Origin of the sequence: Paracidobacterium acidisoli, assembly GCF_003428625.2 — a bacterium.
Classification (GTDB): domain Bacteria; phylum Acidobacteriota; class Terriglobia; order Terriglobales; family Acidobacteriaceae; genus Paracidobacterium; species Paracidobacterium acidisoli.
On sequence record NZ_QVQT02000004.1, the window covers coordinates 190419 to 215945 of the forward strand.

Genomic DNA, 25527 nt, shown 5'->3' on the forward strand with positions numbered 1-25527 from the left:
AATGAATAACCGGATGCGGAGGCCCCGCGCGACAATCTGGATCGGCCTGGCTCTGGCGCTTCCCGCGCTGACGGGTTGCTTTTACACCACGCGCAAGGTGAAGCAGGCGAAGATGCCCTCCGTCGTCCTCAATGCAACCGCCGACCAGCTCATCGCCAAACTCAATCAGCAGTACGACACCATCCGCTCTCTGAATGCGACCGTGGAGTTCCGCGCCACCACCGGCGGCCCGCGCCAGGGAAAGGAAAAGACCTACACCTCCTTCAGCGGTTACATCCTCATGCGCAAGCCGGAGTCCATCCGCGTCCTCGGCTTTGTGCCCTTTATACACACCATCGCCTTCGACATGGCCAGCAATGGCGATACGTTTAAGCTGATCATTCCTTCCAAGAACAAGGCCATCGAAGGAAGCAACACCGTAACGAAGCAGTCGCCGAATCAGCTTGAAAATATGCGGCCAAACGTCTTCTTCGATTCGCTGCTGATTAAAGCGATCGATCCGAACGAGCTCTACACGCTCACGGCCGACACCGACACAAAGATCGATCCGAAGACAAAAAAGCTGATGCTTGAGCCCGAATACGACCTGACGGTTCTGCACCGCGAAGGCTCCAGCAATCTGCTCGCGCCGGTGCGCGTCATTCACTTCAGCCGGGTCGACCTTCGTCCGTATGAGGAAGATATTTACGACAAGGACGGCGCCATCGAAACTCGCGCCCTGTACGGTCCCCTGCAGACCTTCGGCGCACAGCAGTTTCCCGCCACCATCACCATCGAGCGGCCGCTGCAGGAGTACCAGATCCTCATCAGTCTGCAGAAGCTGATCGTCAATCAGCCGCTCACCGACGACCAGTTCGAATTAAAGATCCCGCCGAGCACTCAGATTCAGAATCTCGACTGATTCTGCATCGGTTGGGCCGCCTTACCGGTAACTCCGCTGATAGGTCCGGGTAATGCGGTCATGCCAGCCCAGATGGTCCTCGTCGAAAAAGGCCCACAAAAATCCAAGCCCGAGCGGCAGGGCTGAGAGCAGCAGTGCGGCTACGCGTCCGCGCATCGCCCTGCGCGTCGGATTCTCATCGTCGAAGGTGCAGAGCGCGATCTTTGCGTAGCGCATCCCCGGTGTCCCCGACGCCCAGCTGAAGAAGATCCACTGATACAGCACAGACAGACCCAGCAGAGCACATGCCGCGGCAATCAGCGCAGGTTTCCCCGACGGCGGATGCGCCGTGCACGCCACAAATACCAGCACGAAGAGCAGGAAGGCTCCCAGCACCAGAGCCACATCGACAATCGCCGCCATCAGCCGGTCTTCGAGTGGCGCCGTATGCAGCGGCATATCCAACGCAAACACCGAAGATGGCTCTGCGGTGCGTTTTGGCTCCGGCATTTCCCCCTCCGGTGCCGCATCAAGGCGGATGGAATGCCACTCAGTCAGCACCGGCTCTGTAACCGGCTCCGTCGAAATGGCGTCGGCTTCCACTTCAAAAATCCGAAGCTGCGACTGCTCGGGCTCCCCCGCATCGCGCAGCGGACCCTCCGCGATCCGGGGCCGGGCCTTGCGGGAAGCGATCAGTTCCCGGGGAAACTCCAGAATCCGGGCCGGCAGCGGCTGAGCCGGTTCCCGAAGGGCCTCTTCATACAGGTCCGTCGCCGGCTCCTCAGCTTCCGTGATCATAGGATGCGCCCCGGCGCGCGCCTGGGGAGGAGCCTTCCGCATTTCCGGCAGCGACTCCTGGCTGACCTTGTACCGTACCGGCTCCGGAATCCATTCCGGCTCTCGGCTGGCGATCATCACCACCGGCTCCGCCGCGGCCGGCGGAGTCAGCGCAAACTCCGCTTCCGGCTCCTCGCAGAATACCGGCAGCTCTGCCAGCAGCGCCTGAGCCGCCGCGTGGACCTCCTGCGCTGCCCTGGCGGCCTCTTCCGCGGCGCGTGCGGCCCTGGCGGCTTCGGCCGCCAGCATCTCGCTGTAGCTGGGAATATTCGCGTACCGCTCCGCCACGCGTGCCGCCAGGCTGGACGCGCGCGAAGTCTTCCCGTCCACGGCGCCTTCCATCCCGGGGAGCGCCGGCTGCTTCTCCGCTGTCTGGCCCCGCCGGTTCCGGTGTTCATGCAGACGGGCGTTTACTTCTTCTTTCCACGCAGGCAGACGATTCGACGAAGTGCTCAATGCAACCCTCTTGTTCCACGCGCTCGCTGCCGGCTCTCGCAACGGAATCCGGAGCGGACACGTCTGTTGTTGTGACCAGGCATTCGAAAAAGGCGAGGAGGCAGCGGATTCATCACCCCTGCGCACAACATCCAGGCAAGGCAGGGGTCCCGATACACGCGTCTCATGTCCATTGGCGATACTCCAATGCGGGCGAGACTACGAATTTTCGAGCCAGAGCAGCGGCGCTGTCAGCGCTTAGGGCATGGCTCTTCCGCTTTGCTATGCTGGAGTTGCCCCTCGCGATGAGAGTCCGCTTGTTTTTGTGTATCACGCTGCTGTTACTGTGTCATCCGCAGCTTTGGCCGCAGGCAGTAACGAGGCAGTTTCCCCCGGCGGATCAAACGCAGCAGACCGCCGGCCAGACTCCTGCCTCCACGCCGGATGCCTCATCGAATACGCTGCCCGATGCGCCTGATCTGCAAAGCTCCCTTCCGGAAGCGCATCCTGTCCCGTCTCCGCTCTCCGGCACGCCGGTAAAGATCATTGCCGACTCGCAGACCCGCACCCCCACGGCAAAAGGCAATCTCTACGCGCTCGACGGCAACGTCGTAATCTACTACCGCAATTATGTCGTTCGCGCCGACCACGCGACCTACAACGACGACACCGGCGACGTCATCGCCTCCGGCCACATGCTCGTCGACGGCGGCCCCGACGACGAGCACTTCGAAAGCACGCACGGCACCATCAACCTGCAGCAGGACACCGGCCACTTCTACGACGTCGCCGGCACCATCGGCGTGCAGCGCGCCGGCCACGGCAAAGTCATCTACACCTCACCCAATCCATACGCGCTCACCGGAAAAGAGATTCTGCAGCTCGGCAAAAAACGCTATCGCGTCCTGCACGGCACCATGACCTCCTGCCGCCTGCCCGATCCCGACTGGAGCATCCTCGCCGGCGACATCGAGCTCGCCAACGACAAGGCGACCACGAAAAACGCGCTCTTCCAGCTCCTGCACATTCCACTCTTCTACCTTCCTTATGTATCCCGCGCCGTCGGCGAAAACACCCGCCAGTCCGGAATCCTCCTTCCCTACTTCGGGAAAAACACGACCCGCGGCTGGATTCTGGGCGAAGGCTTCTATCTCACCCTGGGCCGCAGCGCCGACATCACCGCCGCCGCGCAATACTACTCAAAGCGCGGCTTCGCTCCGAATGGAATGTTCCGCTACAAAGGCCTCGGCGAGAACTTCGGAAATATCCGCTTCCACAGCCTCCTCGACCGCGGCTGCGCCCCGCCCAGCTGTTCAAAGCTCACCAACCAGGGCGGCATCGACGTCAATGTGGACGGACGCTACGATCTCGGTCCGCACGCCCGTGCCGTCATCGACGGAGAATACCTCAGCTCCTACCTCTACCGGCTCGTCTTCGAGGAAAGCTACGCCGTCGCCATCAACTCTGAGATCAAGTCCCAGGCCTTTATCACGCATGAGCACGACGACATCTGGCGCAGCATCCGCGTCAATCGCTACCAGAACTTCCAGGCAGCCTCACCGGCCGGCGACGAGGTCCGCATCCTGCACCTTCCTGAGCTCGACGTCGACACCGCCGAGCGTCATCTCGGCAAAAGCTGGCTCCTCTGGGACTTCACCGGCTCCGCCGCCGCTCTCTCGCGGTACGACTATCCCAACTTCCGCACTACGGCGGAAGTGCCCCGCACCGATTTCAACCCCCATCTTTCTCTGCCGCTGCACTTCGCCGGCTGGAGCTTCCGCCCCGAATTCGGGCTGCGCGACACCTGGTACGGAAAAAGCCAGAACGATACACCCCTCACAAACTTCCCCACGGTCCGCCTCGAGGGAATCAACCGCATGGCCATCCAGACCGGCTTCGACCTCCGCCCGCCGGCTCTCGAGCGCGACTTCAGCGCGCCCTGGCTGCAGAAACTTACCGGAGGAACGGTCCGGCACGTCCTCGAGCCTGATATCCAGTACCACTACGTGACCGGCATCAATAATTTCCGGCAGATCCTGCGCTTCGACGACACCGACATCGCCAGCAACACCAATGAGATCGAGTACTCGCTGACCCAGCGCTTCTACCTCCGCCAGCAGCATCCGCATCCCTGCAGTGAAGCCGACGTAACCGGACGCGAAGACGCTCGCCCGCCCTCCATCCCTCTCGCCTCCGGACCGGAAGAGATCGAGCCCGTCGAGGTCCTGCCGCAAAGCACCTGCACCGGCAGCCCCGTCGACTGGCTGAGCTGGAAGGTCGCGCAGAAGTACTTCTTCGAGCCCGGATTCGACCGCGCCATCACACGCGGCACACCCAATCCCCTGCTCACCACCCTCGATTTCTCCGGCATCGACTTCCTCACCAGCTCTCGGCACTATTCGCCGGTCATCTCGCGTCTGCATGCCCGCACCACCGCAGCCACGGACTTCGAGTGGGATCTGGACTACGACACAAAGACCGGCCGCCTGCTGTCGAGCAATCTCTACACCACATTCCACACCGGCGAATATCGCTTTCAGTTCGGCGACGCGTATCTGAATACTCCTCCCGGTCCCCCTCCCGGCTCTCTTCCCCAGGTAACACCATCCACGACGGAGAAGAACGCATACCACCAGATTCATCTCGCCAGCAGCTACGGCTCCGAGACCAAGCTGGGCTTCAGCACAGGAATCAACGCCGCCTATGACCTGGTCCATGAGCAGCTCCAGTACGGAGCCGTGCAGGCCGCCTATAATCTGGATTGCTGCGGCCTCGCCATCCAGTGGCGAAAGTTCTCTCTGGGATCGATCCGCGACGACACCGAATACCTCTACAGCTTCAGCTTCTCCGGCTTCGCCTCGCTCGGAAACCTCTCCCGCCGTCTGCGACTCTTCTGAAGGTCCGGCAGCGGATCAGTTTCATGCTGTCTGGAAGGTCACGACTTCAACCCTGCCGCAAAGGGCACGATAAGTGCGGGGCCTTAGCCCCTGAGGGACGGCTTTTCAAACTGCCCCATTGCTGAAAGGCCCTCCCGGTCTTCCCCGATGCCAGGAATGGGATAATAATGCATACGTTGCGAAGCCGCCCGGCCGAAAGGTGGATTGACTTGTACCGAACCCGTTTTCTGCAGGGCTGCCTCGTCCTGCTGCTCCTGGCTGCCGGATGCAAAGCTCAGACCGCGCCCGTCGACAGCGCCCCCAGCGCAGTCGATCGCAAGATTGAGCTCCTCGTGCGCTCTGAGCTGAATGTCCCTCCGCAATACAGCGTTGCCGTCGGACCCCATACACGCAGCGATATTCCCGGCTATGACACCATCACCATCACCTTCTCGCTGCCCGGCCATCCCGACCACACGCAGACGCTCGATTATCTGATCTCCAAAGACGGCAACACGCTCGCTCGCCTGGCAAAGTGGGATATCAGCAAAGATCCCGCCGCCGTCTTTCCCATCGCCAACCGCCCCATTCGCGGCAATCCTGCGGCAAAGGTCACCATCGTCAACTTCGACGATCTCGAATGCCCCTACTGTGCGCGCATGCACGCCGAGTTTTTCCCGGCTACCCTCGAGCGGTATAAAGATCTCATCCGCATCATCTATCTCGATTACCCGCTCACCGAGCTGCATCCCTGGGCCATGCACGCCGCCGTGAATGCCAACTGCCTCGCCGCGGAAAATCCGATCGCCTACTGGAACTACGTCGACTACCTCCATACTCACGGAGAAGATGTGAGCGGCCCCGATCACGATCCCGCCAAATCCGCGGCTATGCTCGACAAGCTCGCCCGCCAGGAAGGCACCCGTCAGAACGTCGATGCCGTAAAGCTCGACGCCTGCATCACCAAACAGGACGACTCGCAGATTCGGGCCGAGATGCACGTGGGAGACAGGCTGGGAGTCAATGCCACCCCGACCTTTTTCGTCAATGGCGATCGCTGGTCCGGCGCCCTGCCTGCGGCCGATCTCGATCTGATGATCGACCGCGCCCTTCGCGCCGCAGGCCAGACCCCTCCCGTCGAGCAGAAGGTCGCCCCCGCCACGCCTTCCCAGGAAAGTAAACCGGCCGGAGCCACCCCTTCTGAATAGGTTCTTCCGTTCTGCAATCACCCTGTCAGCCCGCCCTATGCAGCGGGCTTTCCGCCGATTATGCTGATAATTGCCTTTCGGCCAGTTATGCTGGTAATTACGGACCGGAGATACCTGCCGATTCGGACGCCGCCTCGCCGGCGTCCCTGGAGATGACTGTTGCAATTCCCATTGTTCGCTGCTGCAAAGACCTTCCCCCGACATAACGTGCGTAGAACGCCGGCCGGAGTCACCCGCCGCGCAGCCTTCGCGGCCTTTGCTCTCGGCATGGTCTGCGCCGTTACCGGATGCCAGCGCGGGCACACCCCGGACACGCTCGCTTCCGTAAACGGCAAGCCGATCCTGCGCGGCGAGGTCGAGACCATCTACCAGAACAACCTCGGCAACTCGCACCAGCAGCCGTCGAAGGTGCAGGCCGATATCGTTCGCCTCAACATTCTGCGCCAGCTCATCGACGAAGAGATTCTGATGCAGCGCGCGGCCAGGATGAACCTCTCCGCCACCGACGAGGAAGTGGACTCGAAGCTCAACGAGATCAAGGCTCCGTTTACCCAGGAAGAGTTTCAGAAGCGTCTCGACTCGCAGCACCTCACGCTCGACGATCTGAAAAAGGAAATCCGCCGCAGCAAGACCGAAGAGAAGCTCTTCAATAAGGAAATCAACTCCCGCATCAACATCACCGACGCCGACATCGCCGGCTACTACAACGAGCACAAAGCGGAGTTCAATCTCATCGAGCCCCAGTACCATCTGGCTGAGATCGTCGTCACCTCCATCCCCACTCAGCCGCAGCAGGCCGGCAATCTCCAGAACAGCAAGGCGATGAACGACGCCGAGGCGAAGAAGAAGGTGCAGATGCTGCACAACCGCCTCGAAAGCGGAGAAGATTTCGGCGCCCTCGCCATGAACTTCTCCGAGCGGCCCGACACCGCTCCCAACGGCGGTGACATGGGCTTTGTCACCGAGTCGCAGCTCCACGCCGATGCCGATGTCTACAACGCGGTCGCCAAACTGAAGCCCGGTCAGATCACCGAGATCCTGCCCGTCTATGCCTCGGCCGGATCGAAGCAGGCCATCGGCTATGCCATCTACAAGCTCATCGACCGCGAAGCCGCCGGCCAGCGCGAGCTCAACGATCCCCGCGTACAGCAGGCCATCCGCCAGCAGCTGCGCGACAGCCGCTCCCAGCTCCTCAAAAACGCGTACCTCGAAATGCTTCGCGACCAGGCCCACGTCACAAATTACTTCGCGGAAGAGGTCTTCAAAGAAGGCGCGCAGTAACCCCGGAAGAAGAACGAAAACAGAGGAAGAGCGAATGATCCGGTACGGCATCCTCGGCTTCGGCCATCATGCCATCAAGCGCATGGTCCCCGGCTTTTCATACGCGCAATCCTCGCAGCTCGCCGGCTTGTGGCGCCGCGATCCGGTAAAAGCCGAAGCCAACGCGCGCGCATACAGCATCCCCCGCGTCTTTGCCTCCGCCGGCGACCTCTGCGCCTCGCCGGAGATCGATGCCGTCTTTATCGCATCACCCGACGCATTGCACCTCGCCGATGTGCTCACCGCGGCGCGTCACGGCAAACATATTCTCTGCGAGAAGCCGCTCGCCATGAATGCCTCCGAAGCCGAACAGATGCTCTCTGCCGCAAACGCGGCGGGCATTCGCTTCGGTGTCGCGCAGAACATGCGCTACTACCGCAGTCTTGAGCTCATCCGCCAGTGGATCGCCGAAGGTCGCATCGGCGCGCCGGCACTCGCGCAGTCGCAGTTCGCCTTCAATGCCGCCGCCAGCCCGCGCGTCTGGATTTACGACTCCTCGCTCGCCCTCGGCGGCCCCATCGGCGACGTGGCCATCCACTGCATCGATGCGCTGCGCTTTATCCTCGACACTACCGTCGCGCAGATCAGCACTCTCGCGCATCGCGATGCTCACTCCGGCTCCGTCGAATCGCACGCTGCGCTGGCGCTCGCATTCGCCTCAGGAGCCATGGGAGCCGTTACCGTCACCACCCGCACCGCATATCGAACGGTGATCGAAGTGGTTGGCGAAACCGGCGCCATTCTCTGCGAAAACGGCCTCACCGTCGACCATCCTGTAGAAGTGATGCTGCGCCGCCGCACCGAGGTTGAATCCGTTGAGACCGTCTCCAACGCCGACGCCTATGGCAGAATGCTCGATGGCTTTTCCGCCTGGATCGAAGGCGGCGTGGAATACCGCTCCCCGGGCACCGACGGCCTGATCAACCAGCGCATCCTCGACGCCGCTTACCGCAGCTGGCGCACCGGCGAAACCCAGACGCCATAATCCGGGAGCAGGGGTTAGCCCTTGGGGATTAGCGGTTAGAAATCAGCCAGCCAATACAACCTTTCCTGCCTGAATGATGCCCTGTGCCCTGTGCCCTGTGCCCTGTGCCCTGTGCCCTGTGCCCTGTGCCCTGTGCCCTGTGCCCTGTGCCCTGTGCCCTGTCTTCACTCAATCACTGCCAGCACATCTCCTGCCGTCACGGTATCGCCGGCTCCGACGTGAATCTCGGTTACCCGCCCATCCTTCGGCGACTTCACCTCATTCTGCATTTTCATCGCTTCGATCACCACAATTCCCTGGTGCGCTCTCACTGTCTCGCCCTTTGCCGCCAGCAGCCGCACCACGCGGCCCGGCATCGATGCCTTCAGAGTCTTCGGCCCATCGGTGCCTCCGCCATGCGTTCGCCGCGATCGCAATGAGCGCGGATCTTCGACTCGATACGCCATCCGCTCCGTTCCCGCGAACAACACCTGCTCCTCCGCTGCGCTCTCTTCCAGCACAATCCGGTAAGAGCGGCCATCGACGATCAGCGAAAGCACTCCCGGCCGCAGCAGCCGCGCTTCTGCAGTGACGCTCTCTCCGTCGACAGAAGCACGCCAGACGCCGTTCTCCGCCGCCTGCTCCAGCTGCACTTTGCGAAGCTGCCCGCCCATTTCAATCTCGATCCTCACCCGCGCAGCGCTCCCCGCCTGGCCTGCAGCTTCCACCCGCCTGCGCTTGCCGTCCCGGCTGTCCTGGCCGCGCCATCGCCGCGCAACGTTTCGAAGATCGCCGCGCCCAGCACCGCAGGGATCGCCGCATCCTTCACTTCGGCAGACGCTTCTCCCTCTGTACCGGAATCCCTTTGCAATAAACGATCGAGGTAGCCCGTATCGATGCGCGCGGCGCGAAAGTCCTCATCATGCAGAATGCGGCGAAAAAGGTTCAGGTTGCTCCGGATGCCGCCAATCACATACTCATCCAGCGCACGCAGCATCCGCGCAACCACCATCTTACGCGTCGGCGCATACGCAATCAGCTTGGAAAGCATCGGGTCATAATCCATCGGCACCACCCAGCCCTCGTAAATGCCGCTGTCTTCGCGAATACCCGGCCCGCCCGGCTGCAGCAGCCGTGTAATGCGGCCCGGCGACGGAAAAAATCCATTCTCCGGATCTTCGGCATAGATACGGCACTCGATCGCATGGCCGCGAAGCTGCACATCCTCCTGCTTCAAAGGCAGTGGCTCACCCTCGGCAATGTGAATCTGCAGGTGCACCAGGTCCAGACCTGTCACCAGCTCAGTTACCGGATGTTCCACCTGCAGCCGCGTATTCATCTCGAGAAAATAAAAACTCCCGCTGTCATCCAGCAAAAATTCGACCGTGCCTGCATTCGTATATCCAGCCGACTGCGCCAGCCGCACCGCAGCCTCTCCCATCCGCTGCCGCAGTTCTTCATCCACAACCGCAGACGGCGCTTCTTCAATTACCTTCTGATGCCGCCGCTGCACCGAGCATTCCCGCTCTCCAAGCGAGATGCAGTGACCATGCTCATCGGCCAGCACCTGTATCTCGATATGCCGCGGCCGCTCAATCAGCTTTTCGAGATAGACCTCGCCCGAACCGAATGCCCGCTCCGCCTCGCTCTGCGCCGATGTAAAAGCGCTCGCCAGCTCTTCGCGCCGAGTGATGGCCCGCATCCCCTTGCCGCCGCCGCCCGCAGCCGCCTTGAGCATCACCGGATACCCGATCTGCTCCGCGACCTCATACGCCTCGTCGAGCGAGGCCAGCGCCTCGGTCGATCCAGGCGTGCGCGGCATCCCCGCCTTATCCGCCGCCTGACGCGCGCGGGTCTTCGATCCGAGCGCCCGCATCGCCTGCGCCGTCGGCCCGATAAACTTTATCCCCGCCTCTTCGCACGCCAGCGCGAAATCCGCATTTTCCGAAAGAAAGCCATATCCCGGATGAATCGCCTGCGCGCCCGACTCGCGGGCAATCTTCAGAATCAGATCACCGCGAAGATACGACTCCGTCGCCGGCGCCGGACCAAGCCGGTACGCCTCATCCGCTTCCATCACGTGCGGCGCTGCACGGTCTGCGTCGGAATACACCGCGACGGTGGCAATCCCCAGTTCGCGGCAGGCGCGCTCCACGCGCAGCGCAATCTCACCGCGGTTTGCAATCAGAATTTTGGTAAAGGCCATGCGGCTCCGCAGGAAGCAAGGAAGGATTCTAAATCACACCGCGCCTCTCCCGGCAATCAGCTCTCGCTTCGGTAGTGGGTCAGTTTGAATGGTTTGGAAAGGGCATACCTTCAGAGCCTGCGCTGAGCGAAGTCGAAGGATGCCGTAAGAGGTTCAAAAGGAGCGCAGCTTCAGCCGCTGAGGGATGGTTTGCTTTCTCTGCATTGCAAACTGACCTGCGTCCCTCGCTTCCATCCCGAAAGTGCAAAGCCCCCGGAATCCGGGGGCTTCACGTTCTGCTCGGAAGGTAAACCGCCTACTTCATCACAATGCCGCCCTGCGATTTGCTGTTAGCCTTCTCTTCCGCTTCCTTGCGGACGCCCATAGCCTTCTCGCGCCACTCGTCGGCCTTGGCAATATCGGCCTTGCGCGCCGCATCGTCTCCGCACTCAATCTCCGCTTTACGGCGGTACATGAGGTTGAGATACGCCATCGCGTCTTCGTAGTTCGGCCGAATCTGAATCGCCTGGTTCAGATAAGTGAAGCCATCATCGATCAGCGGGCTGTTCTGCGTCGCAAGATCCTTGCAATCCTTCACCGGCAGCTTGGCATTGCCTACTCCATCCACCTGCTGGTTGGCGCCTGTAATCACCTTCGTGGCATTGCGGAGCGCCTTGCCGAAGTCGATCACGCCAATGGTGTATGCAGCCTCGGCATCCTGCGGATCAGCCTGCAGCACCTTCATCTGCCACTGCTTCGCGTCATCGAATTTATCGATGTCATAGTACAGAGCGGCGATGCCCTTCAGGCTGCCCGGATCGTTCGGATGGTCCTGAAGCACCTGCTGATAGGTATTGATCGCCATCTGCGCAGTCTTCAGGTTGTCTGGGCTGGTATTGTCCGGAGTCACCTGCTGCATGTAAGCCGTGGCAAGATACAGCCGGGTCATCGGATAGGTTGGATCGAGATTCACTGCCTTCTGGAAGTGGCCGATAGCCTCTTCATACTTGGCCGCCTTATAGGCCTGAACACCCTTATTGAGCTGATCCCGGGCTTCAAGGCGCTTGCACCCGGCCATAGACGCCACCAATGCGATCGTGGCGGCTGCCAGCACCGGTACACGTGCGATTCGATTCATTCTGTCTTCCTTCTCCTTCAGGCCGCCTGCCTGAGATGGCATCTGCAGTTTCAAAAACTATCGTGCGGCAATTGTATTCTGAACATCGTTCGCGAGCGTCTGCCGCACAACCGGGGAAACACAAAATCAGTCGTCAGGCGGCTTGCCGGAGCGTCGCCGCAGGATCTACTGGCCGGCTTCGATCTTCGGCGTAATCAGACCGATATGATCCACACCAACCGCATGGCCAATATCGATCACCTCGGCAACCGACTCGAAGTTCAGATTCGGATCGCCCTTGACGAACATGACCTTCTCAGCACGCGCCGAATAAATCGCATTCAGCTTGTCCTCAAGCTGGTTCTTGGCCACATCGTCCTGATTGATCTTGTAAGTTGGATTTCCGTTGCCGGTACCGAAAATCTGCACGACGATGGTGCGGTCATTCGGCTGCTGCTGATTCGGATTCTTCGGCGGCTGCGGCACAAGAGCATCGAGCCCGTGCGGCGTAACCGGCACGATCACCATGAAGATGATCAGCAGCACCAGCAGCACATCGATCAGCGGCGTCACATTGGGTTCGGAATTCAGTCCGCCCGAACCGCCCAAACTCATTGCCATACGTCAGTTCCTCATTTCTCCGAAGTGGAGACCTCTGTCAGATTATGCTGCCCGCATCTTCCGGAACCCGGCTCGAAATCGCTTCCTGCCGGTGGACGCTGCATGGACGGCCCGCGCCCTTCGCAGCTGTAATCCCGGAAGATCCTTCCACTATTCTCCGCTGGTGCCGGACATATTCAGCGCATTCGAGCGCTGCTCTGTCAGCAGACCGACTTCCTCGACGCCGGCGGTACGCACCGCGTCGATGGCATCTTCCACAGTGCCGTAATGCGCACGCGCATCTGCGCGGAAGTATACGATCTTGTTCGTCTTGTTCTCCAGCATGTCGTGAACCTGCGAGCCAAGCTGGTCAATCGACGTCTGGTTCTGCCCCAGATACACTTTGCTGTCGCGGGTGATCGCCACCGTAACTGAATCTTCCTTGTTGGCATCGTCCATCGGCGTAGCGGTATTTGTCTGCGCCAGATCGACGTTCACCTTGTTGTTCAGCATCGGGGTGATGACCATGAAAATAATCAGCAGCACCAGCATCACGTCCACCATAGGGGTCACGTTGATGTTGGAATTAACCTTGCTGCCTTCGTCTCTGACAACCATTGACATTTGTATGCTCCGTCTTTCGGGCTCTTCTCTGAATCACAGCGAAATCAGTTGCCGGGGGAGGCAGAGTCCCCACTCAGCCACCCCGGCCAGGATTCCCGCTGTCTCGAACAAAGACCGTGGTTAGCGACGGCCCTGCTTGAGGAAGTAATCGATCAGCTCGCTGGACGAGTTGTCCATCTCGACGTCGAAGGCTTCCACTTTATTGGTGAAGTAGTTGAAGGTCCACACCGCCGGCACGGCCACCAGCAGACCGAAAGCCGTCGTAACCAGAGCTTCCGAGATACCGCCCGCCACAGCGCCGATACCAGGAGTCTTCTGCGTCGCGATCTCCTGGAAGGCCTTAAGGATACCGGCGACCGTTCCGAACAGTCCGACGAAGGGAGCCGTGGAGCCGATCGTGGCCAGACCGCCCAGACCGCGCTTCAGCTTCGCATGCACGATCGCTTCGGCACGCTCAAGAGCGCGCTTCGAAGACTCGATCTGCTCCGGCGTCACAGCGCCGCCGCTGCCGTAGTTGCGGAACTCCTGCAGACCGGCCGTAACCACCTCGGCCAGGTGCGACTTCTTGTTGCGATCCGCAACCTTGACCGCTTCGTCCAGCTTGCCTTCCTTCAGGGCGCCGGCGACGCGGGGAGCAAACTCACGCGACTGCTTACGGGCCGCTCCGAAATAGAGCCAGCGGTCGATAATCACGGCCAGAGACCAGATCGACATGATGAACAGAATGAACACGACGCCGCGGGCCAGCCAGCCCATGTTGTTCCACAGATCAATGGGGCTGAAACCCACCTGCGTATTGTCCTGGAAAAAGCCGAGGGCCGCGGGGTTTGAAACGAGTTGACTGAGATGAGCGAGAATCACTGAATCTTCCTCCTGGGGAGTTGCTTCTGGTAAGTACCGGTATTGGTGCTGTTGGAATGCCTCGCCGGGTTAATCCCGGCGAGACCGGAAATGACTGCCGATCAGCCGCCCATGCTGAAGATGACGTTGATCTGCGTCTCAACCTCGACAGGTTCATTGTTCAGAAGATAGGGCTTGTACCGCCACGTCTTCACAGCTTCCACGGCGTTGGCCTGCAGCATCGGCGGGCCGCTGATCACGCGGAGGTTCTGAATCGTGCCCTGTTTCGAAATCGTTGCCTGCAGCACCACCGTGCCCTGAATGCGGGCTGCCTTGGCGATCGCCGGATACTGCGGCTCCATGCCGGCAATCTTCAGACCGCTGACCACACCCGCTGAAACCTTGATCGGGCCGGTCGGCGCTGCCTTCTTCACGACCGGAGCGGGCGCGCTGCCCAGTCCGCCGAGAATGCCGCCCATCACGCCGCCCGGGGTGCCGCCGGCCATGCCTTCCATGCCGGCCACGCCCGCGCTTGGCGGAGCAGCTTCTTCCTTCACCATCTTGATCTCTTTGGGAATCTTGGTCGGAGCGGTGAGCTGGTTATTCAGAACTTCCGAAACCACATGCTGCACCTGCGGAGCCGCTGGCGGCGGCGGCGGCGGCGGCGGCGGCGGTGGAGGCGGTGCCACAAGCAATGTGGTCATCATCGCCTTAGGCAGGGCTTCGGGATAAATCAGCGGATACAAAACCAGAGCCGCAAGAATCGAACAGTTCAGGATGATCCCGAAAACTGTGTAGTACTTGCTCTTCGTTTTGATTTTGCCGCCGGACTCCATCAGGGCATCTTCAAACATGGCCTACCTCGAACCCTCCAAAACGTTGTTACCACCTTTAGACACCGTCACAGCCCCGTTTTGTTCCCGGCTGTTCCGGACAAAATTCACATTCGCCCCGGCGCAACAAATATTTCACCTCGCCGTCCTGCGTCGACACGGCTGCCTGCGACAGCCCTGTTCCATTTGCAGATTGTTCGGCGAAATTTCGACACTGCATTCCAGACAAAAAGCCGAGTTCTGCTTTGATAACACATCCGGCATACGATGGGAAACCCGGCAAAGGAATCTGATGCTGAAAATCTCTTCCGTGGAAACAAAAACAGGAAAAGCGAAAGCCGCTTTTCCTGTTTTTGCATGTATCTGCCTGAGCTTTCGCCTCAGGCTCTTGCCTTCTTTGCCGCAGGCAGCGTGGCGCGGCGTCCGCGCCCCGCACGCCAGTCCTGATACGCCACCAGCATCGGTGCAGCAACCGCGATCGACGAGTAGGTTCCGATAAGGATGCCGATTACCAGCGCAAACGAAAAGCCATGAAGTACTTCGCCGCCAAACACATACAGCGAAAGCACGGTCAGGAAGGTCAGACCGGAGGTCAGCACCGTTCGGCTCAGCGTCTGGTTGATGCTGCGGTTCACAAGGTCCGTAAGCGGCTCGCGTCGTGTCATACGCAGATTCTCGCGAATGCGGTCGAAGACCACGATCGTATCGTTCATCGAGTAGCCGATCAGCGTCAGGATCGCCGCAATCACCGTCAGCGAAATCTCCTGATTCGTAAGGCTGAATGCGCCGATGGTAATCAGCGTGTCGTGAAATACGGCAACGACCGCGGCCACGCCGTAAATCAGTTCAAATCGGAACCAGAGATAGATCAGCATGCCTGCCAGCGAATACAGCGTCGCATACAGCGCCTGCATCTTCAGCTGATTGCCCACCTGCGGTCCCACAATCTCCACGTTGCGGATGGCAAAGCCGGAAAGGTATCCGTCCTGCTTCAGCTCGCTGACCACCGCGGCATCGGCCACGCTGCTCAGACCGTCGATCGAATCGATCAGACCGCCGTGCGTCACATCGCGATAGTTCTGGATCGCCGCCGCCTGCTGTTCATAGTGCGTCTGCGCATTCTGGCTGTCGGCGCCTCCAAGATGCTCAGGGTCCTTCTGCTCCAGCCACGCCGACAGAGACCCTCGCCCGGCATTATCGAGATCGATCTTCCCGGCATCCTCCGGGCCCGCCTTCGAATAATTCGTCGTCAGCGTCTTCACGATGGCTGCGCGGCCCCGGTCGAGCGACGCCTCGCTGGTCTGCTTCTGCGCCAGCGTGATGTACACCTCGTTGTTCGACTCCGCCGTGTTGGCGATGCTCTGGATGCGCACATCGCCCAGTCCCGCCTTACTGGCTGCCTCGCGGATCTTGTCCGTATCCGGCTTCTGGCCGAACTTGACGCGCACCACCGTGCCGCCCGTGAAATCGACATCCAGCGGCAGATGATGCCAGAAGAGCAGCGACAGGAGGCCTGACACGCTGAAAATCAGAGAAAACCCGAGGAAGTACCATTTCTTCCCCAGCCAGTCGATCTTTACGTCATGAAACAGTTCCACAGCGTCAGTCCCTCAAGTCCTGCTCCCGCAACTCGCGACCAGCGGGAGCGGTTCGCATTTGCGCCGGAGGCGCGTACGCCCGAACGGCAGGTTCCGCCGAAGGCGCGGCTGCCTGAACGGCCGGTTCCTAAATCGAAATCGCCTCGCCCCGCTGCTTGCGGTTCAGGTTCGCGTCGAAGATCACACGCGACACAAACACCGCGGTAAACAGGTTCGCCGCCAGACCAAAGACCAGCGTTACAGCGAATCCGCGCACCGGACCGGTTCCGAAGATGAACAGAATCGCCGCCGAGACCATCGTCGTCACGTGCGTATCCAGAATCGTCGTCCATGCGTGCGCAAATCCCTGATCGACCGCGGCCGCCGGAGTCTTCCCTGCGCGCAGCTCTTCCCGGATGCGCTCAAAAATCAGCACATTCGAGTCGACGCCCATACCAATGGTCAGAATCACGCCCGCTATGCCTGGCAGCGTCAGCACAGATTCCGTATAGCCCATGAACCCCAGCAGAATCACCAGGTTCAGGAAAAGCGCCAGATCGGCGTTAATGCCCGCGCCTCGGTAATACACCAGCATGAAGATCATCACGGCCAGCATGCCGACCACCGACGCCATCACGCCCTGCCGGATCGAATCCGCGCCCAGCGACGGCCCGACCGTGCTCTCCTGCAGGTACCGGATCGAGGCCGGAAGCGCGCCCGTCCGCAGCAGCATCGAAAGGTCCTTCGCCGCCTGGGCCGAGATGCCTCCGCCCGAGATCGTTCCCGTATCGCGAATCTGGTCGCGGATATCGGCGACCTCGCGAACCTTGTTGTCCAGCACAATCGCCAGTGGCTTGCCCTTGTTGGCCAGCGTGAACTGCCCGAAGTGGTCGCCCGCGGCACTGGTCAGATAGAAGACCACCTGCGGCTCGTTCGTATCCGGATTCGTGCCCGGCTGCGCGTCGCGGATATCGGTTCCCGCCACGGCCGGAATGCGCGTCAGCTCATACCACGCTGAGCCGCTGTCCGAGCTCGATGCCCCCGGAACGCTCGGCAGCAGCACGGAGTCGTAAGGAACCGTGCCGCCAATCGCCTGCAGCGCCGTCTGCTGGTCAGGCCACGGGCCTCCGGTCACCAGATGGATCTCGAGGCGGGCCGTCGACTGAATCACTTCCTTTACGCGCGCCGGATCGTCCACACCCGGCAGCTCCACCAGGATCTGATCGCTGCCCAGGTTGTACTCCTGAATCACCGGCTCGCTCACACCCAGCGAGTCCACGCGGGTGCGAATCACCTCGATCGCCTGCTCGAGCGCGTGCTGCTTCATCTCCGCTTCGACCGACGGCTTCATCGTCAGCGTCAGCGCGCCGTCCGCGGCCGAGCCGATATCGTACTGGCTGCCGTACCGCGAGCTCAGCACCTCGCGCGCATCGCCCACGTGATCCGTCGAAACGCCCGAAATCTGGATATAATCCGGCCGCCCCTTCGGATCGGGCTTGATCACCGTTGCGCCGGCGACGCTGTTCTGCTGCAGATCGGTCTGAATCCGGGCAGCGTCGCTGTCCGTGTTCGCCCCCACGGCCTCATCCACCATGACCTGCAGAATCAGGTGGGTTCCACCCTTCAGGTCCAGGCCAAGATGAATCCGGCTCAGCAGCGACTCCTTCAGAGCGCTGCCGCTGAATCCCTTCGGAATACCAATGATTCCGATGATGAAGACGAGGAGTACGGCGAAGATCGTGATCGTTTTAGTGGTGAGATTCTTACGCATGGAATTCGTGTCCGGCTGGAGGGCCCCTTACTTCGCCTCGTCCTGGGTAACGGAAGCAATGGCCGTTTTGATCACTTCCAGCTTCAGATTGTCGGGGGGAACACGCAGCTGAATCGCGTCCTCTTTAATGGAGAGAATCACGCCGCGGATGCCGCCGGTCGTCGTTACCCGGTCACCCGGCTTCAGATTGCTCAGCATCTGCTGCCAGTTCTGCTGCTTCTTCTGATTCGGCCGAATCAGAAGAAAATAGAAGACCACGATAATCAGGAGGAAAGGAAGTAACTGCATCATTCCGGGCGGAATGGCTGCGGCGGCCAGCAAAGTCGTAGACGTCAACACACAGTCCTTTTGGCCGGATCAGCCTCGGCCGTCCAGCCGCAAACGTTATTTCTCTCCGCGGAAGGTCCCTGTCGCCGGTTCGGCCGCGTTTCCGCATACCTTCACATCCGGCATGCTGCAAACAGCTCCAGCTGCTTCCTGGGGATGGCCCGCCCTTCAGTCCCGTCTCACCATCCCGGGCACATACACACGACAGCGGAGTGCCGGAAGAGAGGCCTGCCTCTAAGAATCACGTACCACGCCCCCACTGTCAAGAGATGCGACCAGAGGTCCATCTCATGATGGCCATTCAATATCTCAAATTCCGCCGAGTCTGCCATGAAGGCGCTTCGACACCATGTCGAGGAGTACCATCCGCGAGCGAGGACTTTAGCCAGGCTGCTCGTGGAGCGTTAGGGAAGCTATGAAAGAGTAGTGAATTCCAGCTGCCCCGTCTCCGGGACAAACGGGTCGGGAATCGGTCTCAGGTATTCTCCCCTCAGTCGGTCAAACACAGCCTTGATTTGGAGAGCCCCACTGTACAAACGACCTCGGCGCTCGCCGGTAGGAATGAGAAGACCTGAATCGACGGCTGCTTTAAGGTCTCGGCTGGCCATTATGTCGTTCAACTCTGCCAGGTTACGGTAGCTGGCATTTCTAACTCGATAACCGATTGCGGCATCGCAAATAGCGTAAAGCAGACGCTCAGGAAGACCTCGCGCCTTTACTACCTGCTCCATCTCTTGCCACAACAAATCCATCACCTTTGTTCTGTTAAGCAGAGTCAGTGCTTGACGATAGTGAGCAGTCAGGTTAAACCGAATCCAGTCTCGTGTAGTACTTTGTGGATGCCAGGAACCTGCGCCAGTCTTCGCCAGCACATCGTAGTAAGCTTGGGTATTTCGACCCAGGTACTCCTCAATCGAAGAGAATTCTGACTCCAGAATTCCCTCACGCGCCAGTACGAGAGTCTGCAGACAACGTGCCATGCGGCCATTCCCATCTGAAAAAGGGTGAATCATCACCAAATTGAGATGGGCCATCGCTCCTTTGATCAGAGCATGGGAGCGCTCCTCGTCTTCGTTGAGAAATTCGACCAGCTCCTCAATCAATCCAGCCACCATCTCCACATCCGGGCCTTCATAGACAATCTCGCCGCTCGCCTCTTCGCGAACATAAATCGTGCCCGGTCGCCAATTTCCGGGGTTCTTTGAGAGATCATGCTGAAGCATCATGAAGTGCAGACTGCGAATGAATCCTTCGCTATAGATAAAATTCTTATCTTTCGCCAATTGAAGAACAAAAGTCATGGCAGTGCGGTATCCAGTCACCGCGAGCCACGCCTCCCGTTTCGCGTCCAATGGCTCCTCTCCCTCGGCGGCGGCTATGGCGTCTTCGGCTGTTACGTTGTATCCCTCGATACTGTTTGAACCTCTGATAGCGCGAGCAAATGTGTTGCGCCGAAGAAGCCCCGTCCATCGCCGGGGAGTGGCAAGGTTGTGCCGTAATCGATTTCTCGCTTCATCGATCCGAACGATGACCTGGGATTCAGGTTCGCCGATCTCTGCACTCTTGAACAGCATCAGCCAAAGATACCAAGGCTTCAAAATAAAGTACAATACTAATTAACTATAGGCAAATAATATTGCACTATTGCTCACGGCAAGTGTGCGAAGGGAGTAGGCACACGCCTCCGGGAAAACACAATCAGAATCCCCCCTACTCTCTCACGCCACAATCTGTATCCGCGAACAGCTCGTCGCATACCCGAGAGCCCGCTTCAGCGTCGGAAACGTCCCAGCGCTCGTAATGGCCAGAGCCAGTGTAATCAGCCCCTCGTCGCCGTAGCGCTCGCGCATCGTCTCCCGCAGCTCCGCGTTGTCGATCCGGTTCGCCTGTTCCGCAGCAAAGCGGTAAACATCCCGCAGCAGCTCCGGCAGTGCCTGCAGCCGTCCCGCCAGCAGATCGCGAATCAGCTCCGTGCGCACGCCGTCGCGCTTCGCAAAGTTCACCGTGATCTGCAGGCAGCTTCCGCAGTCTTCCTGCCGGTAGGCCGCAATCTTGGCCGTGTAATACACCTCGGCCTCCAGCGGCCCGTGAAACCGGGAAATCCCCTGCAGGCCGCTGTACGCCCGCAGCGCCTTCATCGAATGCTTCGCTATAAACCGCGTCTCATCGATCGGTACCCCCAGAAACTTCTCCGCCTTGTCCAGACGTCTCCTCACCAGCCAGTTCATCATGCCTCTCCCTCCTTCGGCAGTCTCTGCAGTTTGTCCGGATTCACCACGATATAAATCGCCCGAATCCGTCCCTCGCCCACGCCATCTTCCTCGATATCCGGTACCAGCACCGTCTGCGCCGCTCCGTCTCGGAAGCCGATAAATCCCGGCTGCCCGTTGATCCAGGTCAGCTCGCGCCTCAGCCCCTCTCCACCCTTGCGCGCAATCCCGATCAGGAACCGTGCCGCCCGGTCCTGTCCGTGGATCGGATTCAGCGCCGCGCGCGTCCGTCCACCGCCATCCGAGTACACCGTGATGTCTTCATGCAGCAGGCTCATCAGCCCTTCCAGGTCGCCGCCCTGCACCGCCGCGCCAAACTGCTGCATCAGCCGCTCCACCGCCCCGGGCTCAGGATGAAATCTCGGACGCCGCGCCTCCATCGCCTGTTTCGCCCGCCGCAGCATCTGCCGGCACGCCTCTTCCGTGCTGCCCACAATCTGCGCCGTCTCCGCGTGCGAGTAGTCAAAGACGTCGTGCAGCAGAAAGACCGCCCGCTCCACCGGAGTCAGGCTCTCCATCAGCACCAGAAACGCCATCGCCAGCGACTCCGAAAGCTCCACCGGGTCAGCCGCGCCCACCGTCACCACCGGCTCCGGCAGCCACGGCCCCACATACTCCTCGCGCCGCACCCTGGCCGAGTCCAGATAATTGATCGCCAGCCGCGTCACCACCGTCGTCAGGTAGGCCCGCGGCGAGCGAATCTCCTCCGTATCGGCCTGCCTCCAGCGCAGCCACGCCTCCTGCACCAGATCCTCCGCATCGGCCATGCTGCCCAGCATGCGGTACGCCAGCGACAGCAGGTAACGCCGCTCTCCGGCAAATATCTCTGCGCCCGAACTCTCCATCTGCTTACTATGACCGGATTCCTCTTCTGAGCGTGACAACACCGCGCAGTTACCGCGGTGTGAACATAACGTGCACCTGTCTGCGAATAATCCTGTTCCACCGCTCCCGTTCAGGCGTAAAGTGTTCTGCGGATTCCCCCCACCCTGTATCAGGAGGCTGCAATGCTCAGGCCTTTTCTGATGTTCGCGTCTCTGGCCTTCTTCGCCTTTTCCGCTCCGGTGCAAACCCCGCCTCCGTCCGGAGCGCCTGCAGCCGCACCCGCACCTGCCGTTCCGGCCGATGCCGCCCAGACCCCCAACCCCGTCAAGCCCACCGCAGAATCCCAGGCGCGCGCCAAACAGATTTATGGCTATGACTGCGCTCTCTGCCACGGCGAAAAAGGGGACGGCAAAGGCGATGTCGCCGCCGACATGAAAACGCCTATGGGCGACTTCACCAGCTCCGCCACGCTGAAAAGCATGACCGACGGCGAGCTCTACTACGTCATCCTCAAAGGAAAGGGCCAGATGCCTCCCGAGGAAGGCCGCGCGAAGCCGGCTGAGATCTGGAACCTGGTCATCTACCTGCGGTCGATGTCCAAACAATAAAGATGGCGTAGTGGGTTAAGACGGAGTAGCGGATCGGTTTGAATAATTTGGGGGAAGGGCACGGCTTCATAGGTTGCGGAAAACTCTGCTTTGTATCAGGCGGGGTGCGTGGTGAAAGGCTCATTGCTTTGTTTGCATCACAGGTTGCGGAAAACTCTGTTTTGTATCAGGGCACGACTTCAGTCGTGCCGCAAATGCTTCAGAATCAGCCGGGCTTTAGCCCCTGTGACCTTCTTTTCTGCTGACTTCGCCTCAAATTCCCTCTTTTCGGCAGCCTGTTCAGCCGTAAGAAGCACAAACATGTGCGGCTTCAGCGCTGAGGGATGGTTGGTTTTTCCTGCATTGCAAACGGACCCCACGATCAGGACGACCAGAATGGGGTAGAACGCTCAGGCGCTCTGCGAGGCTTCCATCTTCAGGTCCGTCACCGGAAGCCCGGCCTCGATGCGCTCGCGCACCCTGCGCATCGTCCCCAGATAGAACGCCAGGTTGTGCAGCGTATTCAGCACCGCTGCCAGCGGCTCCTGTGCCGTCATCAGATGCCTCAGGTAGGCCCGGCTGTAGCGCCGGCACACCAGGCAGTCGCACTTCGGATCGGCCGGCCCCTGATCCTCCGCAAACCGCCGGTTCTTGATGTTCAGCCGCCCCTCGGAAGTAAACAGCAGCCCATGCCGCGCCGCCCGCGTCGGCAGCACGCAGTCCATCATGTCTACGCCCATCGCCGCATACTCTACAATCTCATCGGGATAACCCACGCCCATCACATAGCGCGGCTTGTCCTTCGGCAGCAGCGGCAGCGTCGCCGCAATGATCTCCCGCGTCAGCTCTCTCGGCTCGCCTACGCTTAATCCACCGATCGCATAGCCCGGAAAATCCATCTCCACCAGCCGCTCCGCCGACTCCCGCCGCAGATCGGGATACATCCCGCCCTGCACAATCCCGAACAGGCTGGGCATCTTCCCTTCAAATCCCTCGCTCCACGGCCTCTCGTGTTTGTGCGCTTCAAAGTGATCGCGGCTGCGCTGCGCCCAGCGCAGCGTCAGGTCGAGCGACTTCCGCGCCCGCGCATAATCCGCCGGATACTCCGTACACTCGTCGAACGCCATCGCAATATCGGAGCCCAGCGCAACCTGCACATCCATCGAATGCTCCGGCGAGAAAAAGTGCGACGATCCATCGATGTGCGACCGGAACGCCACGCCCTCTTCCGTGACCTTCCTCAGCTCATTCAGGCTGAAGACCTGAAATCCGCCCGAATCGGTCAGAATCGCCCGCTCCCAGCTCATAAAGCGGTGCAGTCCGCCCATCCGCCGCACCAGCTCATGTCCCGGCCGCAGATACAGGTGATACGTGTTGCCCAGAATGATGCGCGCATCCAGCTCTTCCAGCAGATGCTGCGGCACCGCCTTCACCGAGCCCACCGTTCCCACCGGCATAAACACCGGCGTCTCGACCGCGGCATGGGGCAGCATCATCGTCGCGCGCCGGGCCGCTCCCGACTCGGCATGAATCTGAAATGCAAGAGACACTTCCGTGATTGTACCGGGCAGGAGAACGAGTACTCCCCCTTAAACCTTTGTCATCCCGACCGGAGCGGAACGAAGTGAAGCGCAGCGGAGGGATCTGCATTCCGTCTCGCGCCCACGAGACTCGGCAGAAGCACTGGGCTTCGGAAGTATCTGATAAATCGGCCCCTGCAAAGTTTCGTATCAGGGCACGGCTTCAGAACCTGCCCTGAGCGAAGTCGAAGGGTACCGTAACGGCCTCCGCCAGCACTCTCATGCACGCCGGTCTTTATGGATTTCTGATGGGAACCCCATAAGTTCCTTATGGGGAATGCTGTCTCCTGAACATCTGAGGTGTTCCCCTTGCGTCTTCTTTTTATCGCTTCCCTGTTGTTGCTTTTTTCCTCCGGAGTCAGTGCCCAGCAGACGGCCACCGGTGCGCCGCTCCCTGAAGAGCCTTCCTCTGCGGTGTCCGCCTCTTCGTCTTCGCCGGGTGCAGCCGCTCCCGCTGCAGGCTTCTTCTCCCGTCTGGGAGAGGCTTACCGCAGCGACTGGAATCCTGCGCCGGACGCCGGCCCTGCGCCCGCCCGTCGCGGCTACGACGCTCCTCTCGATTCGATACCGTTTCCCAGCCCGGACTACTCCGTCGGAGGAACCCCCATCATCGGCGCGCCCGACACGCAGACCTATCCGCTGATGCAGGCCATCAACGAGAACCGCACCCGCACCAAAATTTATGGATGGTTCAATGGCGGCTTCAACGTAAGCACCTCGAACAAAGGCGATGGCGCAAACTCCCCCGCCGCTTACTACTACAATCCCAACCGCATCACGCCCGATCAGGAAGTGCTCTACATTGAGCGCCTGCCCAACACCGTGCAGACCGATCATGTCGATTACGGCTTTCGCTTCGCGCAGCTCTGGGGGCAGGACTATCGCTACACCACATCGAAGGGCATCTTTTCCCAGCAGCTGCTGGCAGAAAATCACGAGTACGGCTACGACCCCGTGATGCTCTATTTCGACATCTACTTTCCTCATGTTGCTCAGGGAATAAATATCCGCATCGGCCGCTACATCTCTCTGCCCGATATCGAGGCGCAGCTCGCGCCTAACAACTACACCTATTCGCACTCTCTGCTCTATACGATCGATCCCTATACGCAGACCGGCATCGTCGCGAGTGTCAAGCTCTCCAGTCACTGGCTCGTGCAGGGCGGATTATCCGCCGGCAACGACGTTGCGCCCTGGACAAAGGATGCGAAGCCCACCGGAACCGCCTGCGCCGACTACACCTGGCGGAAAGGCGGCGATGCGCTCTACACCTGCGCCAACTCCGTCAACAACGGCAAATACGCCTATAACAATGTGCAGAGCTACTACGAGACCTGGTATCACAAAATCAATGCAAAGTGGCACACCGATACCGAAACCTGGTACATGTACGAGCGCCAGGTGCCGAACATCGCCGGAAATGTCGCGAATCCCATCACGCCCGAGACCGGAGCCAACGGAGCCTTCTGCAGCGCCGGCCAGCGCACCTGCTTCGCGCCCGAAGTTGCCGTCGTCAATTACCTCGAGCACGAGTTCGACACGCACCACTATCTGTCGATCCGCAACGAATTCGTGAACGACATCAAAGGGCAGCGCACCGGCCACGTCACAAAGTACTCAGAGCATCTTGTGAGCTACGGCTACTGGATCGGCTCGACCATTCTCTTCCGCCCCGAGCTCCGGCTCGAGCACTCGTATGATCTTCCCGCCTACGACAACGGGACGAAGTACACCCAGTTCATCGTCGCCGGCGATCTGACGTATCACTTCTGACGCCGTCAGCGCTGCAATACATAAGCGAGCGCATCCCCGCTGTCCTGCCGCCCGGCAAAGGATGCGTTCCCCGCAAATCGCTCTGAAGAAACTTCCCC

At 60.3% G+C, this 25527-nt stretch carries 22 protein-coding genes; 7 read left to right on the forward strand and 15 right to left on the reverse strand.

Annotated features, from left to right (window positions below):
• Positions 1–13 precede the first annotated feature (13 nt).
• Positions 14–901 (forward strand): hypothetical protein, encoded by an 888-nt coding sequence (locus D0Y96_RS11895; RefSeq protein ID WP_147325037.1) that lies wholly within the window; start codon positions 14–16, stop codon positions 899–901.
• Positions 902–922: 21 nt separating this feature from the next.
• On the opposite strand, the gene D0Y96_RS11900 is transcribed toward D0Y96_RS11895, so the two are convergent.
• Positions 923–2173, reverse strand: coding sequence for an RDD family protein (locus D0Y96_RS11900; RefSeq protein WP_117300148.1), 1251 nt, complete (start codon positions 2171–2173; stop codon positions 923–925).
• Positions 2174–2457: 284 nt separating this feature from the next.
• Between D0Y96_RS11900 and D0Y96_RS11905 the strand changes: the two genes are divergently transcribed.
• The 4 genes from D0Y96_RS11905 to D0Y96_RS11920 all read left to right on the forward strand — a co-directional run bounded on the left by D0Y96_RS11905 (position 2458) and on the right by D0Y96_RS11920 (position 8541).
• Positions 2458–5049, forward strand: a complete 2592-nt coding sequence (locus D0Y96_RS11905; protein WP_158562364.1) for an LPS-assembly protein LptD — start codon at positions 2458–2460, stop codon at positions 5047–5049.
• A 209-nt stretch (positions 5050–5258) separates the two neighbouring features.
• Positions 5259–6236 carry a DsbA family protein gene (locus tag D0Y96_RS11910; protein ID WP_252263728.1) on the forward strand — a complete coding sequence of 326 codons (978 nt, stop codon included), beginning with the start codon at positions 5259–5261 and terminating at the stop codon, positions 6234–6236.
• 207 nt (positions 6237–6443) lie between these two features.
• Positions 6444–7517, forward strand: coding sequence for a SurA N-terminal domain-containing protein (locus D0Y96_RS11915; RefSeq protein WP_350449048.1), 1074 nt, complete (start codon positions 6444–6446; stop codon positions 7515–7517).
• A 34-nt stretch (positions 7518–7551) separates the two neighbouring features.
• Complete coding sequence (locus tag D0Y96_RS11920) at positions 7552–8541, forward strand: Gfo/Idh/MocA family protein (RefSeq protein WP_117300154.1); 990 nt, start codon at positions 7552–7554, stop codon at positions 8539–8541.
• Between the two features lie 164 nt (positions 8542–8705).
• Here D0Y96_RS11920 and D0Y96_RS20740 read toward each other — a convergent pair whose 3' ends face one another.
• The 13 genes from D0Y96_RS20740 to D0Y96_RS11985 form a co-directional block, all read right to left on the reverse strand.
• A complete protein-coding gene (locus D0Y96_RS20740; protein WP_158562365.1) occupies positions 8706–9212 on the reverse strand; it encodes an acyl-CoA carboxylase biotin carboxyl carrier protein subunit in 507 nt (168 codons plus the stop codon).
• Positions 9209–10726: an acetyl-CoA carboxylase biotin carboxylase subunit gene (accC, locus tag D0Y96_RS11930; RefSeq protein ID WP_117300158.1), complete on the reverse strand. Its 1518-nt coding sequence runs from the start codon at positions 10724–10726 to the stop codon at positions 9209–9211. The genes D0Y96_RS20740 and accC overlap by 4 nt, the downstream gene beginning before the upstream one ends.
• Positions 10727–11021: 295 nt before the next feature.
• Positions 11022–11843, reverse strand: coding sequence for a tetratricopeptide repeat protein (locus D0Y96_RS11935; RefSeq protein WP_117301009.1), 822 nt, complete (start codon positions 11841–11843; stop codon positions 11022–11024).
• Positions 11844–12008: 165 nt separating this feature from the next.
• Positions 12009–12443, reverse strand: a complete 435-nt coding sequence (locus tag D0Y96_RS11940) for an ExbD/TolR family protein (RefSeq protein ID WP_117300160.1) — start codon at positions 12441–12443, stop codon at positions 12009–12011.
• A gap of 150 nt (positions 12444–12593) precedes the next feature.
• Complete coding sequence (locus tag D0Y96_RS11945; protein WP_117300162.1) at positions 12594–13046, reverse strand: ExbD/TolR family protein; 453 nt, start codon at positions 13044–13046, stop codon at positions 12594–12596.
• Between the two features lie 120 nt (positions 13047–13166).
• Positions 13167–13907: a MotA/TolQ/ExbB proton channel family protein gene (locus D0Y96_RS11950; protein WP_117300164.1), complete on the reverse strand. Its 741-nt coding sequence runs from the start codon at positions 13905–13907 to the stop codon at positions 13167–13169.
• A 101-nt stretch (positions 13908–14008) separates the two neighbouring features.
• Positions 14009–14740, reverse strand: a complete 732-nt coding sequence (locus D0Y96_RS11955; RefSeq protein ID WP_117300166.1) for an energy transducer TonB — start codon at positions 14738–14740, stop codon at positions 14009–14011.
• Between the two features lie 359 nt (positions 14741–15099).
• Positions 15100–16317: a protein translocase subunit SecF gene (gene secF / locus D0Y96_RS11960; protein ID WP_117300168.1), complete on the reverse strand. Its 1218-nt coding sequence runs from the start codon at positions 16315–16317 to the stop codon at positions 15100–15102.
• Between the two features lie 127 nt (positions 16318–16444).
• On the reverse strand, positions 16445–18067 hold the full coding sequence (secD, locus tag D0Y96_RS11965; RefSeq protein ID WP_117300170.1) for a protein translocase subunit SecD: 1623 nt from the start codon (positions 18065–18067) through the stop codon (positions 16445–16447).
• Between the two features lie 27 nt (positions 18068–18094).
• Complete coding sequence (gene yajC / locus D0Y96_RS11970; RefSeq protein WP_350449049.1) at positions 18095–18406, reverse strand: preprotein translocase subunit YajC; 312 nt, start codon at positions 18404–18406, stop codon at positions 18095–18097.
• Positions 18407–18807: 401 nt separating this feature from the next.
• The gene (locus D0Y96_RS11975; protein ID WP_147325039.1) at positions 18808–20004 is read right to left on the reverse strand and encodes a Fic family protein; all 1197 of its coding nucleotides are present in this window, start codon (positions 20002–20004) and stop codon (positions 18808–18810) included.
• 108 nt (positions 20005–20112) lie between these two features.
• On the reverse strand, positions 20113–20625 hold the full coding sequence (locus tag D0Y96_RS11980) for a hypothetical protein (RefSeq protein ID WP_147325040.1): 513 nt from the start codon (positions 20623–20625) through the stop codon (positions 20113–20115).
• Positions 20622–21509: an RNA polymerase sigma-70 factor gene (locus tag D0Y96_RS11985; RefSeq protein WP_117300176.1), complete on the reverse strand. Its 888-nt coding sequence runs from the start codon at positions 21507–21509 to the stop codon at positions 20622–20624. The genes D0Y96_RS11980 and D0Y96_RS11985 overlap by 4 nt, the downstream gene beginning before the upstream one ends.
• 162 nt (positions 21510–21671) lie before the next feature.
• Here D0Y96_RS11985 and D0Y96_RS11990 point away from each other — a divergent pair, with 162 nt between their 5' ends.
• Positions 21672–22097 carry a c-type cytochrome gene (locus tag D0Y96_RS11990; protein ID WP_117300178.1) on the forward strand — a complete coding sequence of 142 codons (426 nt, stop codon included), beginning with the start codon at positions 21672–21674 and terminating at the stop codon, positions 22095–22097.
• Positions 22098–22486: 389 nt separating this feature from the next.
• On the opposite strand, the gene tgt is transcribed toward D0Y96_RS11990, so the two are convergent.
• A complete protein-coding gene (tgt, locus tag D0Y96_RS11995; protein WP_117300180.1) occupies positions 22487–23626 on the reverse strand; it encodes a tRNA guanosine(34) transglycosylase Tgt in 1140 nt (379 codons plus the stop codon).
• A gap of 330 nt (positions 23627–23956) precedes the next feature.
• Between tgt and D0Y96_RS12000 the strand changes: the two genes are divergently transcribed.
• Entirely contained in the window at positions 23957–25429 is a 1473-nt protein-coding gene (locus D0Y96_RS12000; RefSeq protein ID WP_117300182.1) for an outer membrane beta-barrel protein, read from the forward strand.
• The last annotated feature ends 98 nt before the right edge of the window (positions 25430–25527 follow it).

Excerpts from the sequence above, each read along its gene's own strand:
- D0Y96_RS11895 (WP_147325037.1), top strand. The coding sequence starts at position 14 with ATGCGGAGGCCCCGCGCGACAATCTGGATCGGCCTGGCTCTGGCGCTT.
- D0Y96_RS11905 (WP_158562364.1), top strand. The coding sequence starts at position 2,458 with ATGAGAGTCCGCTTGTTTTTGTGTATCACGCTGCTGTTACTGTGTCAT.
- D0Y96_RS11920 (WP_117300154.1), top strand. The coding sequence starts at position 7,552 with ATGATCCGGTACGGCATCCTCGGCTTCGGCCATCATGCCATCAAGCGC.
- accC (WP_117300158.1), bottom strand. The coding sequence starts at position 10,726 with ATGGCCTTTACCAAAATTCTGATTGCAAACCGCGGTGAGATTGCGCTG.
- D0Y96_RS11935 (WP_117301009.1), bottom strand. The coding sequence starts at position 11,843 with ATGAATCGAATCGCACGTGTACCGGTGCTGGCAGCCGCCACGATCGCA.
- D0Y96_RS11940 (WP_117300160.1), bottom strand. The coding sequence starts at position 12,443 with ATGGCAATGAGTTTGGGCGGTTCGGGCGGACTGAATTCCGAACCCAAT.
- D0Y96_RS11945 (WP_117300162.1), bottom strand. The coding sequence starts at position 13,046 with ATGTCAATGGTTGTCAGAGACGAAGGCAGCAAGGTTAATTCCAACATC.
- D0Y96_RS11955 (WP_117300166.1), bottom strand. The coding sequence starts at position 14,740 with ATGTTTGAAGATGCCCTGATGGAGTCCGGCGGCAAAATCAAAACGAAG.
- secD (WP_117300170.1), bottom strand. The coding sequence starts at position 18,067 with ATGCGTAAGAATCTCACCACTAAAACGATCACGATCTTCGCCGTACTC.
- D0Y96_RS11980 (WP_147325040.1), bottom strand. The coding sequence starts at position 20,625 with ATGATGAACTGGCTGGTGAGGAGACGTCTGGACAAGGCGGAGAAGTTT.
- D0Y96_RS11985 (WP_117300176.1), bottom strand. The coding sequence starts at position 21,509 with ATGGAGAGTTCGGGCGCAGAGATATTTGCCGGAGAGCGGCGTTACCTG.
- D0Y96_RS11990 (WP_117300178.1), top strand. The coding sequence starts at position 21,672 with ATGCTCAGGCCTTTTCTGATGTTCGCGTCTCTGGCCTTCTTCGCCTTT.